Source organism: Epilithonimonas zeae (assembly GCF_023278365.1).
Lineage (GTDB): Bacteria > Bacteroidota > Bacteroidia > Flavobacteriales > Weeksellaceae > Epilithonimonas > Epilithonimonas zeae_A.
In genome coordinates this window covers 709,018-733,171 of record NZ_CP075338.1, presented here as the reverse complement: position 1 = coordinate 733,171, position 24,154 = coordinate 709,018, and the positions used below count along the sequence as shown (strand labels likewise).

Genomic DNA, 24,154 nt, shown 5'->3' with positions numbered 1-24,154 from the left:
TTTTTATGCAATTTCTCATTTACTGAAAGTTTGAAATTCAACATTTATAGGTAATTTTGCAAATAAAATATTGAATCTAATATACTCTAAAAATCAATCAAAGTAATCTTGAAATCTGACTATATCAAGAAAGAAATTCTTTCTTTTTTCAAATTGAAACCTTCGCCTAGAAGCTGGCATATTCCATTTTTGGCTGGATTAGCAGTTGGAATTCCGTTGATATTCGGCTACTTTTTGGGCGATATCAAATCTTCTCTCACAGCTAGTTTGGCAGGTCTAGTAATTATTTATATTCCAACAAGTAATGATTTTATTGAGACGATGATGAAAATGTTTGTCTGCTCTTTTGGGATGATTATTTCTTATGGTTTAGGATTGACTTTTAGTTTTAATCTTTGGATTGCATCTTTGATTTTCGGGATTTTTTCGGCAATTGCTTATTATATTGCAAGATATTTTAATCTGAAAGCACCAGGAAGTTTTTTCTTTATTATGATGGCTTCTATGGCAATTGGGCTTCCGCATCATCCTGAATTGATTCCGAAACGAATTGGGATTTTCACCATCGGAACGGTTAATGCTTGTCTTATTTGTTTAATTTATTGTGTTTTAAATTCTAAAAAAGAAACAAAGAAAAACCTGACGACCTTCCATATCAATCCTTACGTCAATCTTGTAGAATCTTTTATTATTGGGATTTGTATGCTGGTTTCTGTTTTTATTGGAAAGTTTTTTAATCTCGATTATCCATATTGGATTCCGATTTCCAGTTTAGCAGTTTTGCAGGGGGTGAATAGTTATCATATTTGGAAACGGGGTCTACACAGGATTATTGGAACTACAATCGGACTTGGGATTGCTTGGGTGATTTTCTCTTTCGTCACTTCTCCATTGTTGATTTGTGTTTGTATTATCATTCTTCAAATCATTGTAGAAATGTTGATTACAAGACATTATGCATTAGCTGTAATGTTCCTAACACCAATGGGAATTCTCCTGGCTGAAACCGGAAGTTCTACTTCACTTAATCCTGATTATCTTTTACAAATGAGGTTATTAGAAATTTTAATTGGAAGCGCAATTGGTTGTATCGGAGGCTGGTTTTTATACAATGAAAGAATTAGATTTAATTCCATCAAACATCTGAGAAAATCAAAAGTTGTTTTGAGAAAAGGCTTTAAAAGAGAAAAGATGAAGAAATAATTTATCTTATACCTACAATCAGTATCAAAATCATCAATGTTGCTATTCCTATTAAAACAGAATTAGCTTGATATAGTTGAATTTTATTACTCTTCTTCAATCTAACTGATTCCATTATCATCAAAATAAACCAACCTACAACCATTACAAGCGCTAAAACTCCCAACATAATTTGTGAATCGTAAGCTGCAATAAACAAAAGTACACAAGTTATTGCCGCACCAACTAGCAGAATCACAGCTCTAATCAAGGTGTGAATTACAACTTTTTGAGTGTTAATATGCACATTTGGTTTTTCAGCTTCGTCCTCCTTTATATCGAATAATTCATTAAATTCTTCATTCATATTACTTCTGTTTTTGATATAATTTAATGAAAAAAGCGGTTAATCCCGCATAACCCAGAACCTGTAACATACTAGTTATCATATAGGTATTTTGTGAAAAACCAACTTGAGGAAATATATAAAACAAATGCGTCAATGTCAGAATTGCTAAAGAAATAATGGCTATTAGTGTGTGGTTTTTCATCTAAATATTTTTAGTAGTTAATCTTTCAACTAATATCGCTAATTTTTTTGAAACATTCTCCAATGAATATAATTGAAAATCAAATTCCTGATTTCTAACTTCCGAAAATTGAGTTTGTAGATCCTTTTTTTCTTTGATGATAAATTCTAAATCAGAGTCATATGCTTCTGGAAAAATAGCCAGTTTTCCATATTTAATTGCGTCACCAATATTACCACTTATTTTAGTTTTTCCGTAGATTTCTTTGATAGAGAAAAATTCAGTTTCATTTTGAATAGGGCAATATAAAACATCTGCTTTTTTCATCCAACTATCAAATTCTTGCTGAGGAATTTTATTTTCAAAAAAATGTATTTTAATGAATTGCGGAAGTTTATTTACAATTGACTTTAATTTTTCTAATTCTATTCCAATTGCTTTTCCTAAGAAAATAATTTCATAATTGATTCCGGTATTTTCAAAGTTTTTTAATTTGTCAAGAAACGAGTCATAATCTCTTCTACTTTGCGAAACAGCACCAGGAATCACAATTCTGATTATTTCTTTTTCTGAATTTTGAGAATTGAATTGATTAAAATAAATCGGTGAAAATTCGAGATTATTTTTTTGAGAAACAAATTCGTCTATTCCTAAAAGATGTTTTGATTGTTGATAAACTTTTGGAGCTTCCAAAAGTCCTTCTTTCAGGAATAATTTCAGCCGATATTTAAAATCTTTTTTGAAAATACTCTTAAACAATTCCCATTTTGAAGCTCTAATGAAATTAAGATTATGAACAAGAATTGCCGTATTGAATTTCTTTACAATCGCTTTGTAGAAAATGAAATGTCGATGAACAGTTCCAATAATAATCAAATCATATTTTTTCTTTTCAAGAATTTCCAAAAGTTGAGAATAATCCGTCAGGAAAACATTTTTTTCGTGAAGATTTAGGAATTTGAAAATCTTTTCAGAGAAATAAAAATCCGTTGAAATCTCATCAGAATCTTTGGTGAGTTCATAGAAATTATTTGCTAATTCTGCGTGCGTATCAAGTTCTATGTAAGCGATTTTTTTCATAAACCAAAGTTTTTGAAAAATTCTTTCCAACGCAGATTTCGGATAAATTTGATTTCTTCTTTACTGAGATTTCGTTTATCTTTTTGCTCAAGAAAAGAATTGATTGTAATGAAAAACTCTTTCGCAGAACGGTTTTTAAAGCTGGATTTAGCAGAAGAAATCATTGCCAAAGGCAAACTTAATCCAATATTATAAAAGTATTGACCCAATTTTTCTGCTTTTTGGTCTTTGTATTTATAAGCAGTTGGGCGCAGATGTTTTACCCAAAGGTCTTTAATTGTGACTACTTGCCAATTACTTTTTTTTGCTAACAAAATATCCAAATTGTCCCAGCCCAAAACAGCTCTTAAGCCATTCATATCTTCGAAACATTCTTTTCTATAAGCTTTTATAGGACCACGAACGTGATTTTTGGAAGATAGATTTTCGAAAACCCATTCTTGATTTTTATTGCTAAAATCTGCCCAATTTTCATTCGGATTTCTCAGATTTTTGATTTCAGGATTTTGCTTGTAATTTTTGATATAAACCAAACCAGAAACTATTCCTGCTTTTGGATTTGACTCGAAAGTCTGATTGATCTTTTGTAAATAATTCTGAGGAAAAACAATATCTGCATCGTATTTGCAAATCACATCAAAACTCTTCCAATCAACAGTTTCCAAACCCTTATTAAAAGTCCGGACGACTTTTGCACCTGGTTGATGCTCTGAAATTTGAAGATTTTCTAATTGGAAGTTTGAAGTTTGGAGTTTAAAATTTTCGACAATTTCTGCAGTCTTGTCTGTTGAGCCATCATTCACAACAACACAAACAAAATCTTGAAAACTTTGATTTTTTAGAGATTCCAAACATTGAGAAATGTTTTTTTCTTCGTTATGCGCAGGAATGATGATAAGAAATTTCAAACTAGATTTAAAAATTTAAGAAGCCGAAAGTTACAGATTTTTCTAATATTTCTGATGATTATTGATTTCGTCTATAAAAAAATTATTGTTTAATTAACCATAAAGATTCCTATTCAGAAATATATAAGAAGTAATTTTGCATCTTTGATTTTAATGTTATGGATGCAACGATTGAGCAGAGCAAAAACTTTTCATATTCTATTATTTCCTATGTATTTTTCACATTTATAGGCTATTTTATTATCGGATTATCATTATCTGTGTTGCCGATTTTTATTAACAAAGGTCTTGGTTTTAGTATGCTGGTTGCGGGAATTGTGATTAGTTTGCAATATGCAATGACATTTTTGATGCGGGCTTATTCCGGAAAAATAATTGACAGCAAAGGCCCGAAGCCAGCTGTCTTAGCAAGTATGTTAAGTTTTGCTTTTACAGGATTAATACTGATAATGGCTTACTATTTCAGATTCTCTCCTATCATCAGTTTATCATTTTTGATTATCACGAGATTTTTTACAGGCTGTGCCGAAGGCATGATTGGCGCAAGTCCTATTAACTGGGGTATTATGGCGTTAGGTGAAAAACATACAGCCAAAATCATTTCTTATAACGGTGTGGCGTGCTACGGCGCTTTAGCTTTAGGTGCATCTCTAGGAGTAACGATTGTTAAACACTTCAATTTTTATGGCTTAGGGATTCTAATTATTTTTTTAGGATTAATCGGATTTTTCATTGCAAAAAACAAAGAAAACCGAACAGGAAAACAATCTGAAGAAGAACAGAAATCCTTCTGGGATGTGCTTGGGAAAGTAGCGCCTTTCGGACTTTGTCTGGCTTTGGGAGGTTTAGGATTTGCGACTATTTCTACTTTTATAACACTTTATTACGATTATTATCACTGGCAAAATGGTGCAATGTGTTTGTCTGTTTTTGGGATTTTGTTCGTTGCTGGCAGATTGGTTTTCAGTAATGCGATAAATAGATTTGGCGGAATCAATGTTGCTATTGCAAGTCTGGCTGTTGAAACATTAGGATTAATAATCATCACATTGGCTTACCATCCCTATTTTGCATTGATTGGTGCAGGAATCACAGGTTTGGGATTTTCATTGATTTTTCCGGCTTTGGGCGTAATGGCGATGAAAATGGTTCCATCTTCTAATCAGGGCTCGGCTTTGGCAGGTTATGGTTTGTTTATCGATATTTCTCTTGGTGTTACAGGTCCATTGATTGGTGGCATTGCCGATACGTTTGGTCTGCCCTATATTTTCCCTTTCAGTATTGGGATTGTGATGCTTGGTCTGGCTCTTGCTTATTATTTAAAAATGAATCAAAGCAAATAATGAAATGAATTATTAGATTTTTAAACTCACGCTGATTTTGCAAATCATGCAAATTTTATATGTAAAAATGAATCTTCAAAATCATATCAATCTGCGAGATAAACATAAAAAATCTTTTATTCTATTAAGTTTGTTTCTATTTTCGCATTTTAATTGGTATGCAGAAAGTTCTCAATCTTTTTGATTTCTCTCAAAAAGTAAATTATAAAAACGAAATTTTTGCGGGATTGACCGTTGCAATGACTATGATTCCGGAATCTTTGTCGTTTGCTATTCTTGCGGGATTTTCTCCATTGACAGGCTTGTACGCCGCTTTCATAATGGGATTGGTAACGGCAATTTTAGGAGGAAGACCAGGGTTGATTTCCGGTGGAGCTGGTGCAACGGTTATCGTTTTGATTCCATTAATGATCTCCCACGGCATCGAATATGTTTTTGCAACCGTTGTCTTAGCCGGAATTATTCAAATCATTATCGGAATCTTTAAACTCGGCAAATTCATTAGATTGGTTCCGCAGCCTGTGATGTATGGTTTTGTCAACGGATTGTCAATTGTGATTTTTATGTCACAGATTAATCAGTTTAAAGTTCAAGGAACTGAGAATTGGCTGTCAGGAAATCCACTTTATACAATGATTGGTTTGGTTGCACTGACGATTTCTGTCGTATTAATATTTCCAAAATTCACAAAGAAAATTCCGGCTTCTTTGGTAGCGATTGCTGTCACTTTTGCTTTAGTAATGATCTTTGGGATTCAAACTAAAACCGTGAATGATATTGCTAATATTGCGGGAGGTTTTCCTCCTTTTCACATTCCGAATGTTGCTTTATCTTTTGACGTTTTGAAAGTGATTTTTCCATTTGCTTTGATTATGTCAACCGTTGGATTAACAGAAGGTTTGCTGACTCTGAATCTCGTTGACGAAATCACAAATACCAAAGGAAACAGCAACCGAGAATGTCTCGCTCAAGGAACTGCCAACATTCTGAACGGTTTCTTTTTCGGAATGGGCGGTTGTCCGATGATCGCACAGACTTTAGTTAATTTATCAGCCGGAGCAAGAGCCAGATTATCCGGAATCATTGCGGCTTTGGTCATTCTTTTTATCATTCTTTTTGGTGCGCCAGTTATTGGAAAAATGCCTGTTGCAGCTTTAGTTGGTGTAATGATTATGGTTTCTGTCGGTACGTTTGAATGGGCAAGTTTTAAAGCTGTCAAGCGATTTCCGAAGTCTGATATTTTTGTGATGGTAATTGTTACATTGATTACCGTTTTCCTTCATAATCTGGCTTTGGCAGTTTTGATTGGTGTGATTATTTCGGCTTTAGTTTTTGCATGGGAAAGTGCGAAAAGAATTCGGGCAAGGAAGTTTGTTGATGAAAATGGAGTGAAGCATTACGAGATTTTTGGACCGTTGTTCTTTGGTTCTACGACAGTTTTTGCTGAGAAATTCGATGTAATGAATGACCCGAAAGAAGTCGTTATCGATTTTAAAGAAAGTCGTGTTGTGGATATGTCTGCTATTGATATTCTGCATAAACTGACTGAACGTTATAAAAACCAAGGGAAAAAACTTAGTTTAATAAATCTGAGCCGTAGATGCAAACGCTTGATAAAGAATGCGGAGAATGTTGTGGATATTAATATTATTGAAGACTCAGAATATAACATTTTGAAGAATTAATATTTAATCGCAAATCAAAGATTCGATAAAGTTGAAGGTATAAGTTTTTTATTAAAATGCTTTTAAAGTTGTTAAGTCTGAAGTGGATTTTATGAGGAATTTTATTTTTATATGTCTTCGATTACCTCAGACTGATAATGTCTTACTATTGATTTTCGTATTAGAGATGTCACACTGAGCGAAGTCGAAGTGTTTTTCTTAAAGGATTACCTGTGAGCTTTTTATTTAGAAACTCGATTGGATGACCAAACCCATAGCCTCTATTCCCCTATTGACTCTGAGTTTTTTATTTATAATTTGAATCGTCGAAACTTCGTTTTGCGGCGGCATCCTTTTTTGTCTTAGCTGAAAACTTTGTTTTGATGACAAAACTTCTGAGACAAAAAAGATATAGCGAAAAGCGGGATTAAGCTCCTAAAATAAAAGCTTGAAATAGTTCTCTTGCAGATTTAGCAAATTAAGCATTTTTTTTCTATTGAGTTTTCAATCTGCTAAATCTGAGTAATCTTCGGGATGTTTAAATTATTATTTAAAAATTTTCTTTGAGAAAAACTCGATTTTCAAAATCCAACTAAAATCACGATTTTTGCAGTCTCAAATTTTATTATGTCTTTACAACAAGAAATCAGCAAAAGAAAAACTTTCGGAATCATCTCCCACCCCGATGCGGGAAAAACCACGCTTACGGAAAAACTCCTGCTTTTCGGAGGTGCGATTCAGGAAGCCGGAGCTGTAAAATCAAACAAAATCAAAAAAGGAGCGACCTCCGACTTTATGGAAATCGAGCGACAAAGAGGGATTTCTGTGGCGACTTCTGTTTTGGCTTTTGAATACCGTGACCACAAGATCAATATTCTAGATACGCCCGGTCACAAAGATTTTGCGGAAGATACTTATCGAACGCTGACCGCGGTTGACTCTGTAATTGTTGTAATTGACGTTGCAAAGGGGGTTGAGGAACAGACGGAGAAACTGGTTCAGGTTTGTAGAATGAGAAACATTCCGATGATTGTTTTCATCAATAAACTGGACCGTGAAGGTAAAGACGCCTTCGATTTGCTAGATGAAGTGGAACAGAAATTAGGTTTGACAGTTTGTCCGCTTTCTCTTCCGATTGGTATGGGTAGCAACTTTCAAGGAATTTATAATATTTGGGAAAATAACATCCAATTGTTTTTGGAAGAGAAAAAACAAAAAGTTGGCGAATCTCTTAAAATTGATGATATCAACGATTCTCAAATTGATGAACTGGTTGGTGAAAAAGCGGCAACAACGCTGCGTGAAGAACTGGATTTGATACAGTCTGTTTATCCTGAGTTTAATCGTGAAGATTATATGAATGGTGATTTACAGCCTGTTTTCTTTGGTTCTGCTCTTAATAATTTTGGTGTTCGTGAGTTACTGAATGCTTTCATTGATATCGCACCAATGCCTCAGCCGAAAGAAAGTGAAACGAGATTGGTAAAGCCGGAAGAACAAAATTTTACAGGGTTTGTGTTCAAAATCCACGCGAATATGGACCCGAAGCACAGAGACCGTCTGGCATTTGTGAAAATCGTGTCCGGAACTTTCAAAAGAAATGAAAATTATCTCCTTGTAAGAGAAGGTAAAAAAATGAAGTTCTCCTCTCCTAACGCGTTCTTTGCGGATAAAAAAGAAGTTGTTGATGAGAGTTTCCCTGGCGATATTGTCGGACTTCACGATACGGGAAGTTTCAGAATTGGTGATACTTTGACAGCCGGCGAAAAACTGAATTTCAAAGGAATCCCAAGTTTCTCTCCGGAGCATTTCCGTTACATCAATAACAATGACCCACTGAAAGCGAAACAGTTAGCGAAAGGTGTTGACCAGCTGATGGATGAAGGTGTAGCTCAGTTATTTACGCTGGAAATGAATGGCAGAAAGATTATCGGAACGGTTGGTGCACTTCAGTACGAGGTTATTCAATATCGTTTGGAACACGAATATGGTGCGAAATGTTCTTATGAGCCAATTAGTATTCACAAAGCGTGTTGGGTTGAAGCGGATGAAAAGTCTGAGGAATTCAAAGAATTTGCGAGATTGAAACAGCGTTTCTTAGCAAGAGACAAATATGACCAATTGGTTTTCTTAGCCGATTCTTCTTTTACGATTACGATGACTCAGGAGAAGTTTCCGAATGTGAAACTGCATTTTATTAGTGAGTTTCAGAATCATTAAAATATATAATCCGCAGAAAATTCTGCGGATTTTTTTATTCGTAAAATATTATTAAAAAATTTCTACTTCAAATACTCCTTCACTTCATCCAAATTATTATCACCAAAAATCAAAGAAATGATAATCGGCATTTTACCTTTTTTATAAAGTAATGCCAAGACATTATCTCCATTGATTTTTGATTTTGTATCAATTGTTATGCTTTTATGATTTGGTAAATCAAGATTCAGAAACCGTTTTTTCATATAGTGGGTTTTTATGCCCAACTTTTCAAAACTCTCATTCAGTTCTAGTGAATAGTAACCCCAATCATCCATTACTGTGAAATAAGTTTCTGCTTCTGGTGAATTTTCATCCGCAAAAGTCTTGGTTTCTATATCAAAAATGATAAGTCTGGTTTCTGAAATGTTTTCTGTTTGCGAAGGATTTGGTTTTTTCGGCGATTGGTAAGAAACGACCTGCATTGGATTGTCTATAGAGATACCTTTTAAGATGCGCCAACCTTCGTCTATTCTCCCAAAGTCATTAAAGAAAAAAGTGGTGTCCTTATTTTTCTTATCTATCAAATAATCATCATAATCTGTGTAATGCGAATACGTTTCGGTTTTCATCAGTTCTGTAATGAAATCGCCGTCGGTATCAAATCTCGCCTGTCCTTTGACATCTCCATTTTTTAGATACAGAATAGAACCGCCGTTAGCTGTGAAAAGATGCTGAACTTGGTCTCTTGGATTTTCAATTACAGCTTTTGATTCAACAATAACAGAATCTTTTTTAATTGGTTGAGCTTCTTGAACTTCTTGTTTCTTTTTACAGGAAACTGCAATTGTCAATATCAGAAAGTATTTGAAATATTTTATCATCACATTTAGTTTGAGAAGCAATTTAGAATTAATTCGGTAAAATCCTCTTTTAAACTTTAAAATTTCATTCTTAACTTTTGTAAATCATTTGTAAAATCAATTTAAATATCTGATTTTCATCCACTTAAAAAATTACAAAAAGTTTCGGATTCATTTACAAATCATTCTTTTCGTTGTTGGATAGCTTTACATCATAAAATTATCCCAATGAAAAAATTAATATTGACCGCCGTTATTTTGAGCACACTTACGATGTGTAAAAAAGCAGATTTACAGGAAGCTAATAATACAATCGCCAGTGCAGATTCTTTGATTGATAAAGCTTCTGAAACTGTAAATAATCTTGATACCAATTCCGTTTTGGATTCAGTGAATTTGAAAGCTAAAGATTTGATTAAAAATAAAGAGGAAATCGAAAAAGCATTCGAGAATAGCAAAAATAAAATCGATTCTATTTCTGAAAATGTTGAAAAATTCAAAAAAGATATCGAAGATAAAAAAGTGGCAACAACGATTGATTCTATTCAAGAGAAAATCAAAAAAGAAATCCCAAAACCGAAAACCGTCACCAAAGTTATCTACAAAGACAAACCCGTAAAAAAAGAACCAGTTGCGCCAGTTAACGCAATGGTGAAAAATGGTTCTGTAGAACTAAATGTAGACGATATTTCTCTGGCAAAACAATCGGTGAGAGATATTATCAGAAAATATGATGGAATCATCAATACAGAAAATCTGGTGAGCAATGATGAGTTTCAGACTTTATATCTGACGACAAAAGTTCCTTATGATAAGTTCGATTATTTGGTAGAAGATTTATCAATGTTGGGTAGTCTCCATAACAAAAATTTAGAAGTCAAAGGTGATTCTTACAATCCTAATAAACTTTGCAGCCTGGACATCACTTTGTACGATAATCATCTGAAGCCAAAAGAATCTGCAAATCAAAGTTTTGGAGAAAAATCTGCAGATGCGATTTCTTCCGGTTGGAAAGTTATTGGAGATATTTTACTCTTCCTTCTACCCTTTTGGCCGGTTTTCCTGATTGGCGGCATTGGTTATTATTTATATAAAAAGAAATATGGTAACGGAAATCATAACCCACCAAACAAAGATTCTGCAGAGAACTTATAAAATAAAAAGACGCTTATAATAAGCGTCTTTTCTATGATTGAAAAATTTGATTCCTAGTTCATCAAGCTTTTGCTTAGGTTAAGCGCATCTTGGTTTGAGCTGTCATACTGCAAAGATTTTGCGACATATTGTTTTGCTTTTTCCTTATCTGTATCCTTGTCTTGGAAAGCGATGAAGAAATATGCATAAGCTAAGTTTTGCTTCGCAGCATCCACTTCTTCTGGTTTAACTTTAGCAATATATTGCTCGTAAGCAGCTTTTGCACCAGCATTATTTTTAGCTGATTGATTGGCATAACCTATACTGTAATATGCAGGAGCCCAATCTGGTAAGATTGCTGTGATTTTGTTCCAGGTTGCAATAGCAGATGTCCAATCATTTGCATTTTGATAAGCTGTTGCCAACCCTACCAAAGCTTCTGTATCACTTGGATTTGTAACTATTTTTTGATTAAGCGTTTCTATCTCTGCATTGGTTGCCGGACTAGTTTGGGCACTAATCATTCCTACTGTCATTAATGAGAACCCTAATAATAGTCCCTTAATTTTCATATTCGTTTTCATAACCTTTTATTTTAAGTTGTGAAGTATATCGCAAGTACAATTCCACAAATACAAAAAATTTTAAAACTTTAAAGTTTTTAATACTTTTTTAAGAAAATGAATTTATGATTTAAGAAATTTTAAAATAATCTATAAAAGAGAACCAAATAAAGTGTATTTATATAGTATTTAGGTATGATTATTGGTATTTTTTTTAACTATTATAAATGCAAATATGAATTTTAAAATAATAAAAGACACTATTCAACTTCTAGAAAAATTTGATTCTGAAAACACAAAAGAGAGTTATTCTAATGATATCGATGGATTTAAACATTGGATTTACGATAAGGAGGTCAGCAGAATACAGTCAGTTAACGATGAACCAGTTTGGGAAGGTAAAGAAAACGGAAGAACGCCGGAAAGTGTTATCAGCACTTTGCTGGTTCATCTTAACCGATACGCTAAAACCTATTCCAAATCTGCTATTTCCGATTCGGAATTCAACACTCAGGAAGAATTTATTTATTTAATCAATCTCAAAGCGTCCGGAACCATGACGAAAATGGAATTGATTAAGAAGAATATTCAGGACAAGTCAACAGGTATTCTTATTATCAACAGACTTATAAAACAAGGCTGGGTGGAGCAAACTAATTCACCAACCGACAAAAGAACCAAAGTTCTGAAAATTACTGAAAAAGGTTTATATACTCTGGAATTACAAATGGATAAAATCCGGAACGCTACCAATATTGTTACTGGAAATCTTAATTATCAGGAAAAGATTGAACTGATAAAAATTTTGGATAAACTTGATAAATTCCATCATCCTATTTTTTCCAGAAATATTGAAAGTCAGAAACTTTTGGACACGGTTTACAAAGATTATTTTTTGGGTAAAGATAAATTATGAAGAAAAAAATAGCAATTATCGGTTCGGGATTTTCAGGCTTATCTGCTGCTGCTTATGCTTCGAAAATGGGGAATGAAGTTCACGTTTTTGAGAAGAACAACAGTTTGGGCGGACGTGCAAGAAGTTTCCAGACAGAAAATGGATATACTTTCGATATGGGCCCGAGTTGGTATTGGATGCCTGATATTATCGAAAATTTTTTTAATGATTTTGCAAAAAAAGCGTCTGATTTTTATGAATTGATTCCACTTAATCCACAATTCGAAATGGTTTTTTCAGATGGTTTGATGGCTATTCCGGAAAGTTATGAAGAGATGAAAATCCTTTTTGAACAAACTGAAAAAGGTGCCGGAGAGAAACTGGATGATTTTATGAAAGACGCCCAATATAAATATGAAGTTGGGATGAAGGATTTCGTAAACAAGCCCTGTTTTTCTTGGTTTGAATTTGTTTCTCCGAAGATTGCAAAAAGTGCTTTGAAATTGGATTTATTGTCAAATTTCCATCAATTCGTAAGAAAATATTTTTCTAATCCGAAACTGATTACTTTGATGGAATTTCCTGTAATTTTTTTAGGTGCAGCACCAAAAGATATTCCGGCTTTGTATAGCCTGATGAATTATGGAGGATATAAATTAGGAACTTGGTATCCGATGGGCGGTTTCATCAAAGTGATTGAAGCGATGTCTGAAATTGCTACTGATCAAGGTGTGAAATTTCATCTTAATTCTAATGTGGAACAAATCATTATTGAAGATAAAAAAGCTTCCGGAATCATTGTTAATGGAAAAACCTTGAAGTTTGACACAATTATTGCTTCCTCTGATTATCATCACACAGAATCAAAACTAATCCCCAAAGAATACAGAAATTACGATGAGAAATATTGGAAAAAGAAGACTTTTGCGCCTTCTTGTTTGATATTTTATCTCGGTTTCAAAGGAAAAATCCCGAATCTTAAACATCATACATTGTTCTTTGAAAACGAATTGGATCTCCACACCAAAGAAATCTATGATGATAAAAAATGGCCATCAAAACCACTATTCTATGTTTGTTGCCCATCTAAAACGGATAATAATCTGGCACCTGAAAATGGCGAGAATGTTTTTTTACTAATGCCAATCGCAACGGGAATCAAAGATTCTGAGGAAATGAGAGAAAAATATTTTCTGGAGATGATAGCACGATTGGAAAAACACACAAAGACTATTAATCTTCTATCCATAATAGATTATAAAAGAAGTTACTGCATAAATGATTTTGTTAATGACTACAATGCTTATGAAGGGAATGCTTATGGTTTAGCAAACACTTTGTCGCAAACAGCAGTTTTAAAACCATCTTTAAAAAATAAAAAGATCAAGAATCTCTTTTACACAGGGCAATTGACAGTTCCGGGACCCGGTGTTCCACCATCGATAATTTCAGGAAAAATAGCAGCAATAGAAGCCAACAAAAAATAACTACTATGAAAAAATTATTTGACGAACTTTCTTACAAAGTAAGCAAAACGACCACAAAACAATACAGCACCAGTTTTTCGTTGGGTATTTTGGCATTGTCACCAAAAATTAGAAATTGTATTTACGCCATTTATGGTTACGTTCGACTGGCAGACGAGATTGTCGATAGCTTTCACGGTTTTGATAAACAAAAATTACTTTCCAGATTTCGAGATGAAACAATGTTAGCTTTGGAAGAAAAAATTTCTCTTAATCCTATTCTGCAGTCGTTTCAGGAAACAGTTCACAAATATGAAATTGATTATCAGTTAATCAATCAGTTTCTCAGAAGTATGGAGATGGATCTTCACAAGATTGATTATAATTCTGATTTGTATAAAGAATATATTCTTGGCTCGGCAGAAGTTGTTGGTTTGATGTGTCTCCAGATTTTTGTTGATGGTGATAAAGAAGAATTTGAAAAATTGAAACCTTCTGCAATGATTTTGGGTTCTGCTTTCCAAAAAGTGAATTTCCTGCGAGATATGAAGGACGATTATGAAATCTTGGGAAGAACTTATTTCCCAAATGTTGATATTACTTCTTTTGACCAAAATGTAAAATCGGAAATTGAAAAAGAAATAGAACACGAATTTTCCCAAGCTTTAGAAGGGATTAAAAAACTGCCTAACTCTTCCAGATTTGGGGTTTACTTAGCTTACAGATATTATGTTTCGTTATTCAATAAAATCAAAAAAACATCAGCCAATAAGATTATTAATCAAAGAATCCGAATTTCTAACAGTCGGAAAATATCATTAATGATGGGCTGTTATGTAGAATATAAGTTTTCCATATAATTTGGAACTGATTTTGTTTAGTCAAAAATGCACAAATATTACTTTATCAATCCTGATATTGTAAATTAAATGAAAGAAAATGAAACACCAATTGAAAAGAGAACAACAACTGAATTGTAATATTGAGAAAGCCTGGGACTTTTTTTCCTCCGCTAATAATCTTTCTGTAATCACTCCCAAAGATATGAACTTCACTGTGCTTACACAATTAGAGAACGATGATATTTTTGAAGGAATGATAATAGATTATCACGTTTCTCCTTTGTTCAATATAAAAATGGATTGGCAGACAGAAATTATAAAAGTAGATTATTTGAAGAGTTTCATAGATTTTCAGGTAAAAGGTCCTTATAAATTGTGGCATCATTACCACGAGTTTGTAGAAAATGATGAAGGTGTTCTTGTAAAAGATGTGGTGGATTATGAGTTGCCTTTTGGTTTTCTTGGAGAAATCGCTCACAACCTTTTTGTAAAGAAAAAGCTACATCACATTTTTGATTATAGGAAAGAGGTTTTAGAATTATTATTCAATCAAAAAAGAGAAGCTTCATGAATTTTCTGATTGTTTTAGCAACTTTTCTTTTGATGGAAGGCTTTACCTGGTGTGTTCACAAATATGTGATGCACGGCTTTCTTTGGTCACTCCACAGAGATCATCACGATCATTCTACAGATCCGCCTTTGGAAAAAAACGATTACTTTTTTGTGATCTTTGCAATTCCGGCAATAGCTTTAATGTACTATGGAAGTACACAAAATTTCAATTATTACTTTTATATCGGCATCGGAATAACATTGTATGGAATGTCGTATTTTTTTGTCCATGATATCTTCATCCACCAAAGATTTAAGATCTTAAAAAACACTCAAAATCCATATCTTCTTGCAATCAGAAGAGCTCACAAACAGCATCATAAACATCTTGGAAAAGATCACGGAGAATGTTTCGGTTTCCTTTGGGTTCCTGTCAAATACTTCAAAATGTATTTCAATAAAAAAAAATAACCATTATATAATGCAATTTACCTATTTGCTGATTGATTTCTTCACCGTTATTATCTGCTTTATATTCTCTTTTCATCCAAAAATTAACTTCCACAAACATTTCCGTGCCTTTCTACTTTCATCCCTTTTAGTAGCAATCGTATTTGTAATTTGGGATGCATGGTTTACAAAAATGGGCGTTTGGTGGTTCAATAATGATTATTTGATTGGAATAAGATTTTTAGGATTACCTCTTGAAGAACTACTTTTTTTTATCTGTATTCCTTTTTCCTGTATATTTACTTATCATTGTTTAACTAAATTTTTCCCAATGGATTGGGATTCTTTGCGTGATAAAGTTTTTGTTTTAGGATTTGTAATAATTTCGATTTTTTTTGCTATATTATTTTATGATAAGATCTATACATTCATCACATTTTTGACTTTAGCAGTCAGTATGATTGTATTAAGATTTGTTTTAAATGTGCAGTGGATAGGAAAAGCGTTTACAATTTATTTGATTCTTTTGCCTGGATTTCTACTTGTCAATGGGATATTGACAGGTTCAGGTTTGGAAAACCCAATCGTCAATTATAATCCTCAAGATTTCATTGGTTTTAGAATTATAACCATCCCGATAGAAGATTTCTTCTATGGTTTTGAATTAATTATTTGGAATCTTTTTTTCTTTGAAAAGTTTAAAATAGATGTATTGGAAGAGGCTTATTTGGGAGAATAATCATTTAATAATAGCACTTCTTTTTCTTACTGTATGTGCAGAAAAGTAACCCAACGCACCATTGCTGACATTACTTGGTGGATTTGCTGGTGTAACGCCACCATTGGCTCCACCGTTTGAAAGCTGTAAAAGCGCAGAGTAAAAAGTATAAACGTTTTGGTCGATACACTGCATTTCTACATTAATGGTATCGCCCACCTTAACTTTCACACTTCCATCTTCGTCATCATTGGGTAATATCAAAGGTCTTTGATTGGGTAATCCATTGTTGATGTTATCTGAAAATTCCTGAAAGTTACTCTTAGAGCGATTGTTGACATTATAAATAAAAAGATAACGGTTTCCTAGGGCTTGCGGATCTGTAAAAATGGGTAAAAGCGTATAACTTGTTTCACCTCCAACGATAAAAGAATCCTGTTCAAGACCATCAAAAGTTACCGCTTCAGGCATTGTACTTGTTGAAGTGTATTCTTTTCCTTCTGCCTGAATTTTTAAAGTGTATGTTCTTCCGGATTGTCCTACAAAAGTTGATGTTTGGTATCTTCCGTTTCCAATGTATTGTAAAGTTTCGGTTTGTCCGGTATTGTCGCTTAAAACAACCTGTGCATTTTCTATTGCTGGATATTGATTCGCCTGAGTAAATGCAACAGATTTTGTGATTTTGACGTAATACGGACCAGCCTGATCGGTTACATTTCCTTCAATCACAATATTCCCACTTTGATCTTCCAGATCGAGATCGATTTCTTTTTCGCAAGATGTGACCAGAAATAATGAAAGTATAATTAAAAATATATTTTTCATAGCTAAATTAAAATTTGAAGTTATACGTAATGTTCGGAACCCAGCGGAATAACGAAGTCTGCATTGCTCTCGTCGTTCCCGGCTTGTCTGGATTGTCTTCAAAATTAATGGTGTACGCATTTTGTCTGCCATATACATTGTAAATTCCGAATGACCAGGAGCCTTTCCAGCGTTTAGTAGAAACCGGTTCATAGGTTGCACTCAGATCCATTCGGTGATAAGCAGGCATTCTGTCTGCGTTTCTGTTGCTGTACTGGAAAACTGTTTGTCCGTTCAGTTCATATTTCCCGGTTGGGAAAGTCACAGCATTTCCTGTGCTGTAAAGGAATAATCCGGAAAAAGACCACTTTGGATTTAACTGATAAGTTGCGACAACAGAAAGATCGTGCGTTTTATCCTGTCTCGCATTATACCATTGATTGTCGTTGATTCCTTCGATTTTCCTCTCGGTTTTAGATAAAGTATAAGAAATCCAGCCCGTTAGTTTTCCGCTTTTCTTTTTGGCAATTAATTCCAAACCGTACGCTCTTCCTTTTCCGAACAACAATTCGCTTTCTACGTCTGCTGCCGTATCAAAACTGATTTGCGCACCGTTTTTATAATCAATCTGATTCTGCATCGATTTGTAATAAATCTCAGCATTCAATTCATAATTATTGTTGTTGAAATTTCGGCTGTAACCTGCACTGATCTGGTCTGCAATTTCAGGTTTTACCGTGTAGCTGCTTCCAATCCACTGATCGGTTGGATTTCCACTTCCGCTGTTACTTAAAAGGTGTAAATTCTGCGTGTTTCGGGAATAACCACCTTTCACACTGCTTACTTCGTTAATTCTGTAATTCGCAGTAATTCTCGGTTCAAGATTTATGTAGGTTTTACCAAATTTTCCTTTTTCTAAATATTCAGAATTCGTTAAAATTCCGTTTTCGTAAGTATTAAAAGTATCGCCACCCAAAACACTGAATATTGAAAGTCTTGCCCCGTAATTGATGGTCAGCTTTTCTGTTGCTTTAAAATCATCATTAATATAAATTGCATTTTCCCAAGAATATCTCGGGTTTCTCGGAAAGCTGCTTACACTCGTTCCGGAAGCACTGCTTGGAGTAATCGTATGATAAATCGACTGAAAACCAAATTTTACATTATGCTTATTTCCTGCAAACCAAGAGAAATCCTGCTTCAAATTCCAGTCTTCAATCTCCGAATCCAATCCGAAAGTATTGTTGTTGCTGCTTAAACTTACATTATAATTGTAGTTGCTGTAGATAAATGAAGTATTTGAAAATAATTTACTGTTGATAATACTGTTCCAGCGCAAAGTTGCCGTGGTATTTCCCCAATCTGTCGAGAAAGTATCACCCAAACCTAAAACATCTCTTCCAAAATATACCGACAAATACAAACGGTTGTTGTCATTAATCTGATAATTGGCTTTTAAGTTTAAATCATAAAAATACAGTTTGCTGTCTTTAAAATCATCGGTAGCTTTTAAAAATAAATCAGCGTACGTTCTTCTTCCCGAAACGATAAATGATGATTTTTCTTTCTGAATTGGCCCTTCCACGCTCAATCTGCTGCTGATTAAACCAATTCCTCCGTTGACGTTGTAATCTTTGTTGTTTCCGTCTTTCATTTTGACATCCAGAACAGATGAAAGTCGACCTCCGTATTGAGCAGGACTGTTTCCTTTGATGATACTTACATCTTTCAAAGCATCGCTATTAAAGGTACTGAAGAATCCAAGCAAATGCGATGCATTGTAAACTGCCGCTTCATCCAGTAAAATCAAATTCTGATCGGTTGCACCACCTCTTACCGAAAATCCGCTGCTTCCTTCTCCGTTGCTTTTAATTCCTGGCAAAAGCTGAATGGTTTTCATCACATCTTTTTCACCAAACAAAACAGGAAGTTTGTCAATCTGTTTAATGCTCAAGGTTTCCGTTCCCATTTGTGCCGATGAAAGATTTTTGTCTTTTTTCACTGCGGAAATGACGACTTCATCTATTTCTTTTACTCTTTCATCACTTCCTTCCTGATTGAGCTGTAAATTAAGCTTCACATCATCCTCAACATTCACAATCTGCTGAAAATCTTTAAACCCCGGATTGGAAACGACCAAAGTATAAGAGCCTTTCGGAAGTGAAAGTGAGTAAAATCCGTATTCGTTGGCGACAACAGAAATGGTAGGATCTTCTGCAACTTTTACAGAAACACCGATGAGCAATTCACCGTTTTTCTGATCTTTTACTATTCCGCTTACCGAATATTTCTGCTGTGCAAAAACAATGGAACTAAAACAAATCGCCGCTACGGAGGTAGCAGTTTTCAGGGATAATGTCTGCATTGAACAAATTTACGTTAATTAAACGTTTAATTTGCTTCTTGATTGTTTGAGGACTTTCAAAATTTAAAATATAACAAAAACTTAATCAAAAATTCTTATCATCCACAGTAAAAACCAGCTTACCCTTTATTACGAAAAGAGAATAATAGGCATCGGATTTTTTATATCGAACGCCGTAGCTGCTATCAGAATTTATATTTTTTGAATTTAATAAAGTTGTAAAATCGTCGAGAGAAAGATTATTATCTTTTATGACTCCATTATCGAAAATAGCTTTGACGAATTGAAATGATTGATTATTATTCAGAAAATCGAAGTATTTCTTCCATTCATAATTAGCTTTTGTATGATTTTCATTGGTTTGGAAAACATAGATTTCTCCAATTTTACCATTATCACTTTTATGCTCTTCCAAACCCACACTATGATTATGAAATTCATAGACTACTTGCTGAATACCGTAATTTGAATGGGTTGCTGCAGGCTCTTTATTAATAAATTCTTTAAAATCATCGATATCCTTTCTGTAATAATAAGAATAGGACATCAGCTGTTCATAGGTTTGTCCAAAGCAAAACGACCCACAAACAAGAAAACAGAAAGCCGTATTTAACATCATTACAATATTTAAAGTTTAAAAATCAAGAAAACCTTCTGCAAGACCTTTCCACTGGAATTTTGTAGCGTTCAAAAATCCTCCGATTGTAATGAAAGTGTTTCTTATTTTACCAATAATTCCGGTTCTGGAAAAATTGGCAACTTCATTCCTTCCATAAATTCCCACCTTGATATAATTCGGTCCTCGTGAAATAATGAATGTTGATGAAGCTTCCGGAGAATAAAAATGTGCAATATTGTCGCCCCTGCTGCCAGGTGGTTTTGATGGTCTGCAGGAAATCAAATGCCGTTCTAATTCATCACCAAAACAATGATCATCCATAGCAACTATTTCTACCCAGTCGTAACCTTTGGTTTCCGGATTGCCAGGTCCCGGAATATCAATTCTAAAAAAATCGCCCATCCTCGGTATTCTATCTACATAAAAACCGTGTTTATCACAAAGCTTGAACTCCGCAGACATCTTACCACAGTATTCTTGCCAGTGATTGATATTGAAAAAGCGTTCTTTAAGATATTGGAATTGCTGAGCTGCGAGCATTGGATCATCAAAAACCCGATCACTTTCTGTATCGAAATGAGCTCCTTTATAATGCTCCGGAACGCCAGGGACTTTCTTAGGTTTCATGTCTTGGTTAATACTATTTATTTTCTTTTTAAAAAGCTGATGCACAGATATTCCTTATAAATTACCATGATTTACCGGAACCATAACTTTATCATAATAAATTCCGTTTATATCCGAATCATTAGAGTCTATGAAATCATTATTCTTTGAACAACCAGATACTAATACAGGGATAAAAATCATTCCAATTTTTTCATACAATAATTAGAATATCCTCAAATCTATAAATTACATAGGTCTTGGATTATGATTTGAGTCATACATCAGATGAAAAGAAGAGAGCAATTGATTGCTCTCCACTCTTAATTATTTTTTACGTGAGTACAAAATGAACTACTGGTATCATTTTATTGTAAAATCTAAATTCCTATACTTCTATTTTGCTTTAGAATTAAGATTAACGTCCGTAAGCTGTGTCAAAGACTCATCACAGGTTTTCTCTTCTTCCAAAGTTTTAAGCAGATGCTTCAATGGTGTAGATTCTTTTAAAATCTTGGCAAACGCCGCCAATGTTCCGTAAGTAGCAATCTCATAATGTTCCACTTTCTGTGCTGCCGCAATGATTCCTGCATCTCTCACAGTTCCTGGCTCTGTTTCCTCAACTATACTGTCTGCCTCATCCAGCAAACCTTGCATTGCATCGCATTTTTTAGCCTGAGCTTTTTTACCCATAGATTCGAAAATCTCTTCCAGGCGAGTAACATGTGTTTCTGTCTCGGCCAAATGCTTTTCGATAGCAGTTTTCAATTTTTCATTGGTCGCATTTTTCATCATTTTCGGTAAAGCTTTTACCAATGCTTTTTCTGCCCAATAGATGTCTTTTAAACTGTCTTCGAAAAGATCGCTCAAATCCTTAGCAGCATCTTTTTTAGCAGGTGTTTTTTTTGTTGCGGTTGTACTTTTTGCAGCAGTCTTTGTTTTTGTTGCTGGTGCCGATTTTGTAGTTGCCATAATTTTTTAATATTAATTAATGTGAATAAATCAATTATTACAATCATTATACCAAAATAAATTAACAATATTTATTTATATATAAATTATAAATAAATTAAACTACTAATTATTATACATGACATATTGGAAGTCATTTTAAAACAACTTCTAAAGAAAACCGAGGAAAATTTGCTCAATAAAACACACTAAGGCGTTTCGTCGTGAGCCATATCGACAGGTTTGGATTCGGGTGAACCTTTTTCTCTTAACCAGATAGAAAGGAGAACAATAGATGCTACTGCCAGAAACTCGCTTTGCCAATTCTGAAAAGATTCAAACCAAAATCTGGACTCGAATAGATAATCATAGACACCAATTGTTGTTTTATTTTTTATCATCTGTTCTGAATTATAATCTTTGTAACTACCAAAAAAGTGAAGCACAAAACTGATTAGAAACAAAACCCCGAAAACCAAAGACAGAGAATGCTTGTAAATCTTCAGCCAAATGCCACCTTTTTTCACTGGCCAAGGCGCATTGGAATGTGGTTTCGGCTCTTCATCAACATCTTCTTTTTCGGTCAGAGACTTAGATTCACTGGAACCTTTTTGCCTGAGTGAAACTGTAAGCAAAATATAAAGCATCATCTGCAAAAATTCGCTTTCCCAATTCTCAAAAGTCGCCTGAATAAAATGTCCGCTCTGGATGTATTGACCAAAATTCAATAAAGCTTGACCTTCTTCCGCCAGTTCCTTATTTTCAGTTTTCCAACCTGTAAAAAATTGACCAACCCAGAAAATCAGCATTAACGCAATCAAAACAATGCTCAAGCTGTTACGGTAAAAGAAATTATTCTTAGACATCACTTTCAAATTTTAATTATAAATCCTTCTCTCTAACCCTTGTAAGATTGGTCACAGAAGGCGCTGTGAGAACTTTTCCGTTGACATCGAAACGAGAACCGTGGCAAGGACAATCCCAAGAAATCTCCGCACTATTCCACCGAACTTCACATTTGGCGTGCGGACAAGTACTTTTTAAAAGATGAACATCTCCACCCTTTTCCTTGTAAACTGCGTAAGATTCACCTTCATATTTTACGACTTTTCCTTCACCTTCATGGATTTCTACCAAAGACGAAACTTTCTCAACAAACAATTTGTCTTTGATAAAATCTGTGGCAACGGTTGCTGTTTCTTTTACAAATTCTGAAAAACCGGCAATCGGCATAATACGAGAAGGACTGAATAAATTTCGATATTTGGTTTTTCCTTCCAGAATTAAATCCGAAATAATTCTCGAAGACAATGTTCCGAATATCATCCCATTTCCACGGAAACCTGTTGCGGAGTAAATCTTGGAAGTTTCGGGCATTTTCCCAATATATGGCAAACCGTCCACAGGTTCGTAATATTGACTGGACCAACTGTATCTCACCAAATCAACATCAAAATATTGACGGACATAATTTTCCAAATTGGTAAAGCAAAGACCTGTATCGTCGGAATGTCCGGTTTTGTGGTCTTCTCCGCCGGCAATCAATAAAGTTTCTTCATTGATTTCCTGAATTCTGTAATAATGATACGGATCCATCAAGTCATAACCCAATTCCTGAGGATAGTTTTGACTCTTAAGAGTGAAAGCCATTGCATAACTTCGGTAAGGCGCATTGGTAAAATGCAGCATATTGATTCCAGGCGGAATATGGGTTGCATAAACCAAATTTTTAGCTTTGACAATTCCTTTTGAAGTATCGATTACAATCCAATCCTTTTCCTCCGAATGACTTTGGCAGAAACAATTTTCGACAATTATTCCACCGGAATTCAAAAAGCTTTGACAAAGTGCGCTGATATATTTGATTGGATGAAACTGAGCCTGACCAGGAATTCCTACAGCTTTCATAAAAGGAATCGGGAACGAAATATCATTAATCAAATTCATTTCGCAACCAACTTTTTCAGCACCTTTTAAAATATCATCCAATTGTTTTACTTGTTTCTCATCCAACGCAAAAAGTTGCGCCGTTTTCTTCTCAAAATCACAATCTATATTATTGTCATTGATGTTTTTTTCAATAATTCCAATAGCATCATTCACCGATTCGAAGAGAAGTTTAGCATCTTCCAAACCGTATTTGCTGATAGCCTGAGAATAAGTCGTGTCCAGAAAATTATTGATATGAGCCGTTGTTCCGCCAGTTGTTCCAAATCCGATATTCGAAGCCTCGATCAGGATACATTTCTTACCGGATTTTTGAAGTTCGTAAGCCGTAGAAACGCCTGTAATTCCGCCACCAACAATGGCAATATCATATTCGCCTTCGAAATTGATGGTTGCAGGAAAAGACTTGATCTCTTCCTGCCAAATACTTTTTCTAACGCCGTCTCTGTTCATAACTTTAATTTTGATTATTA

General features: G+C 34.2%; 23 protein-coding genes. 11 read left to right on the top strand and 12 right to left on the bottom strand.

Annotated features, from left to right (window positions below; translation table 11 throughout):
* Nucleotides 1-153 precede the first annotated feature (153 nt).
* The gene (locus tag KI430_RS03060; RefSeq protein WP_248876811.1) at nucleotides 154-1,203 is read left to right on the top strand and encodes an FUSC family protein; all 1,050 of its coding nucleotides are present in this window, start codon (nucleotides 154-156) and stop codon (nucleotides 1,201-1,203) included.
* A gap of 1 nt (nucleotide 1,204) precedes the next feature.
* Here KI430_RS03060 and KI430_RS03055 read toward each other — a convergent pair whose 3' ends face one another.
* From KI430_RS03055 to KI430_RS03045, 3 genes are all read right to left on the bottom strand, one after another.
* Entirely contained in the window at nucleotides 1,205-1,549 is a 345-nt protein-coding gene (locus KI430_RS03055; protein WP_248876810.1) for a hypothetical protein, read from the bottom strand.
* A gap of 184 nt (nucleotides 1,550-1,733) precedes the next feature.
* On the bottom strand, nucleotides 1,734-2,792 hold the full coding sequence (locus tag KI430_RS03050) for a hypothetical protein (protein ID WP_248876809.1): 1,059 nt from the start codon (nucleotides 2,790-2,792) through the stop codon (nucleotides 1,734-1,736).
* Nucleotides 2,789-3,700, bottom strand: a complete 912-nt coding sequence (locus tag KI430_RS03045) for a glycosyltransferase family 2 protein (protein WP_248876808.1) — start codon at nucleotides 3,698-3,700, stop codon at nucleotides 2,789-2,791. The genes KI430_RS03050 and KI430_RS03045 overlap by 4 nt, the downstream gene beginning before the upstream one ends.
* Before the next feature lie 158 nt (nucleotides 3,701-3,858).
* Between KI430_RS03045 and KI430_RS03040 the strand changes: the two genes are divergently transcribed.
* From KI430_RS03040 to KI430_RS03030, 3 genes are all read left to right on the top strand, one after another.
* On the top strand, nucleotides 3,859-5,043 hold the full coding sequence (locus KI430_RS03040) for an MFS transporter (protein WP_248876807.1): 1,185 nt from the start codon (nucleotides 3,859-3,861) through the stop codon (nucleotides 5,041-5,043).
* A 158-nt stretch (nucleotides 5,044-5,201) separates the two neighbouring features.
* Nucleotides 5,202-6,728 (top strand): SulP family inorganic anion transporter, encoded by a 1,527-nt coding sequence (locus tag KI430_RS03035; protein ID WP_248876806.1) that lies wholly within the window; start codon nucleotides 5,202-5,204, stop codon nucleotides 6,726-6,728.
* Nucleotides 6,729-7,334: 606 nt separating this feature from the next.
* Nucleotides 7,335-8,927 (top strand): peptide chain release factor 3, encoded by a 1,593-nt coding sequence (locus tag KI430_RS03030; protein ID WP_248876805.1) that lies wholly within the window; start codon nucleotides 7,335-7,337, stop codon nucleotides 8,925-8,927.
* Between the two features lie 62 nt (nucleotides 8,928-8,989).
* Here the strand turns inward: KI430_RS03030 and KI430_RS03025 are convergent, their stop codons facing one another.
* Nucleotides 8,990-9,790, bottom strand: coding sequence for a hypothetical protein (locus KI430_RS03025; RefSeq protein ID WP_248876804.1), 801 nt, complete (start codon nucleotides 9,788-9,790; stop codon nucleotides 8,990-8,992).
* A 207-nt stretch (nucleotides 9,791-9,997) separates the two neighbouring features.
* Here KI430_RS03025 and KI430_RS03020 point away from each other — a divergent pair, with 207 nt between their 5' ends.
* Complete coding sequence (locus tag KI430_RS03020; protein WP_248876803.1) at nucleotides 9,998-10,924, top strand: DUF4349 domain-containing protein; 927 nt, start codon at nucleotides 9,998-10,000, stop codon at nucleotides 10,922-10,924.
* Nucleotides 10,925-10,977: 53 nt separating this feature from the next.
* Here the strand turns inward: KI430_RS03020 and KI430_RS03015 are convergent, their stop codons facing one another.
* The gene (locus KI430_RS03015; protein ID WP_248876802.1) at nucleotides 10,978-11,487 is read right to left on the bottom strand and encodes a tetratricopeptide repeat protein; all 510 of its coding nucleotides are present in this window, start codon (nucleotides 11,485-11,487) and stop codon (nucleotides 10,978-10,980) included.
* 214 nt (nucleotides 11,488-11,701) lie between these two features.
* On the opposite strand from KI430_RS03015, the gene KI430_RS03010 reads away from it, so the two are divergent.
* The 6 genes from KI430_RS03010 (at nucleotide 11,702) to KI430_RS02985 (ending at nucleotide 16,410) form a co-directional block, all read left to right on the top strand.
* A complete protein-coding gene (locus KI430_RS03010; RefSeq protein WP_248876801.1) occupies nucleotides 11,702-12,382 on the top strand; it encodes a MarR family winged helix-turn-helix transcriptional regulator in 681 nt (226 codons plus the stop codon).
* On the top strand, nucleotides 12,379-13,848 hold the full coding sequence (locus KI430_RS03005) for a phytoene desaturase family protein (RefSeq protein ID WP_248876800.1): 1,470 nt from the start codon (nucleotides 12,379-12,381) through the stop codon (nucleotides 13,846-13,848). The genes KI430_RS03010 and KI430_RS03005 overlap by 4 nt, the downstream gene beginning before the upstream one ends.
* A gap of 5 nt (nucleotides 13,849-13,853) precedes the next feature.
* Nucleotides 13,854-14,687, top strand: a complete 834-nt coding sequence (locus KI430_RS03000) for a phytoene/squalene synthase family protein (protein ID WP_248876799.1) — start codon at nucleotides 13,854-13,856, stop codon at nucleotides 14,685-14,687.
* A 79-nt stretch (nucleotides 14,688-14,766) separates the two neighbouring features.
* Nucleotides 14,767-15,240 carry an SRPBCC family protein gene (locus tag KI430_RS02995; protein WP_248876798.1) on the top strand — a complete coding sequence of 158 codons (474 nt, stop codon included), beginning with the start codon at nucleotides 14,767-14,769 and terminating at the stop codon, nucleotides 15,238-15,240.
* Entirely contained in the window at nucleotides 15,237-15,692 is a 456-nt protein-coding gene (locus KI430_RS02990) for a sterol desaturase family protein (protein ID WP_248876797.1), read from the top strand. Before KI430_RS02995 ends, KI430_RS02990 begins: the two co-directional genes overlap by 4 nt.
* Before the next feature lie 10 nt (nucleotides 15,693-15,702).
* The gene (locus KI430_RS02985) at nucleotides 15,703-16,410 is read left to right on the top strand and encodes a lycopene cyclase domain-containing protein (protein ID WP_248876796.1); all 708 of its coding nucleotides are present in this window, start codon (nucleotides 15,703-15,705) and stop codon (nucleotides 16,408-16,410) included.
* Here the strand turns inward: KI430_RS02985 and KI430_RS02980 are convergent, their stop codons facing one another.
* From KI430_RS02980 to KI430_RS02950, 7 genes are all read right to left on the bottom strand, one after another.
* Complete coding sequence (locus tag KI430_RS02980) at nucleotides 16,411-17,214, bottom strand: DUF4249 domain-containing protein (RefSeq protein ID WP_248876795.1); 804 nt, start codon at nucleotides 17,212-17,214, stop codon at nucleotides 16,411-16,413.
* A gap of 7 nt (nucleotides 17,215-17,221) precedes the next feature.
* Entirely contained in the window at nucleotides 17,222-19,558 is a 2,337-nt protein-coding gene (locus KI430_RS02975) for a TonB-dependent receptor (protein ID WP_248876794.1), read from the bottom strand.
* A gap of 85 nt (nucleotides 19,559-19,643) precedes the next feature.
* Nucleotides 19,644-20,177 carry a hypothetical protein gene (locus KI430_RS02970; protein ID WP_248876793.1) on the bottom strand — a complete coding sequence of 178 codons (534 nt, stop codon included), beginning with the start codon at nucleotides 20,175-20,177 and terminating at the stop codon, nucleotides 19,644-19,646.
* 15 nt (nucleotides 20,178-20,192) lie between these two features.
* On the bottom strand, nucleotides 20,193-20,804 hold the full coding sequence (locus KI430_RS02965) for a hypothetical protein (RefSeq protein ID WP_248876792.1): 612 nt from the start codon (nucleotides 20,802-20,804) through the stop codon (nucleotides 20,193-20,195).
* A 375-nt stretch (nucleotides 20,805-21,179) separates the two neighbouring features.
* Nucleotides 21,180-21,755: a ferritin-like domain-containing protein gene (locus tag KI430_RS02960; protein WP_248876791.1), complete on the bottom strand. Its 576-nt coding sequence runs from the start codon at nucleotides 21,753-21,755 to the stop codon at nucleotides 21,180-21,182.
* A gap of 188 nt (nucleotides 21,756-21,943) precedes the next feature.
* Nucleotides 21,944-22,600, bottom strand: a complete 657-nt coding sequence (locus KI430_RS02955; RefSeq protein ID WP_248876790.1) for a DUF6766 family protein — start codon at nucleotides 22,598-22,600, stop codon at nucleotides 21,944-21,946.
* A gap of 16 nt (nucleotides 22,601-22,616) precedes the next feature.
* Entirely contained in the window at nucleotides 22,617-24,134 is a 1,518-nt protein-coding gene (locus tag KI430_RS02950) for an FAD-dependent oxidoreductase (RefSeq protein WP_248876789.1), read from the bottom strand.
* Between the last annotated feature and the right edge of the window lie 20 nt (nucleotides 24,135-24,154).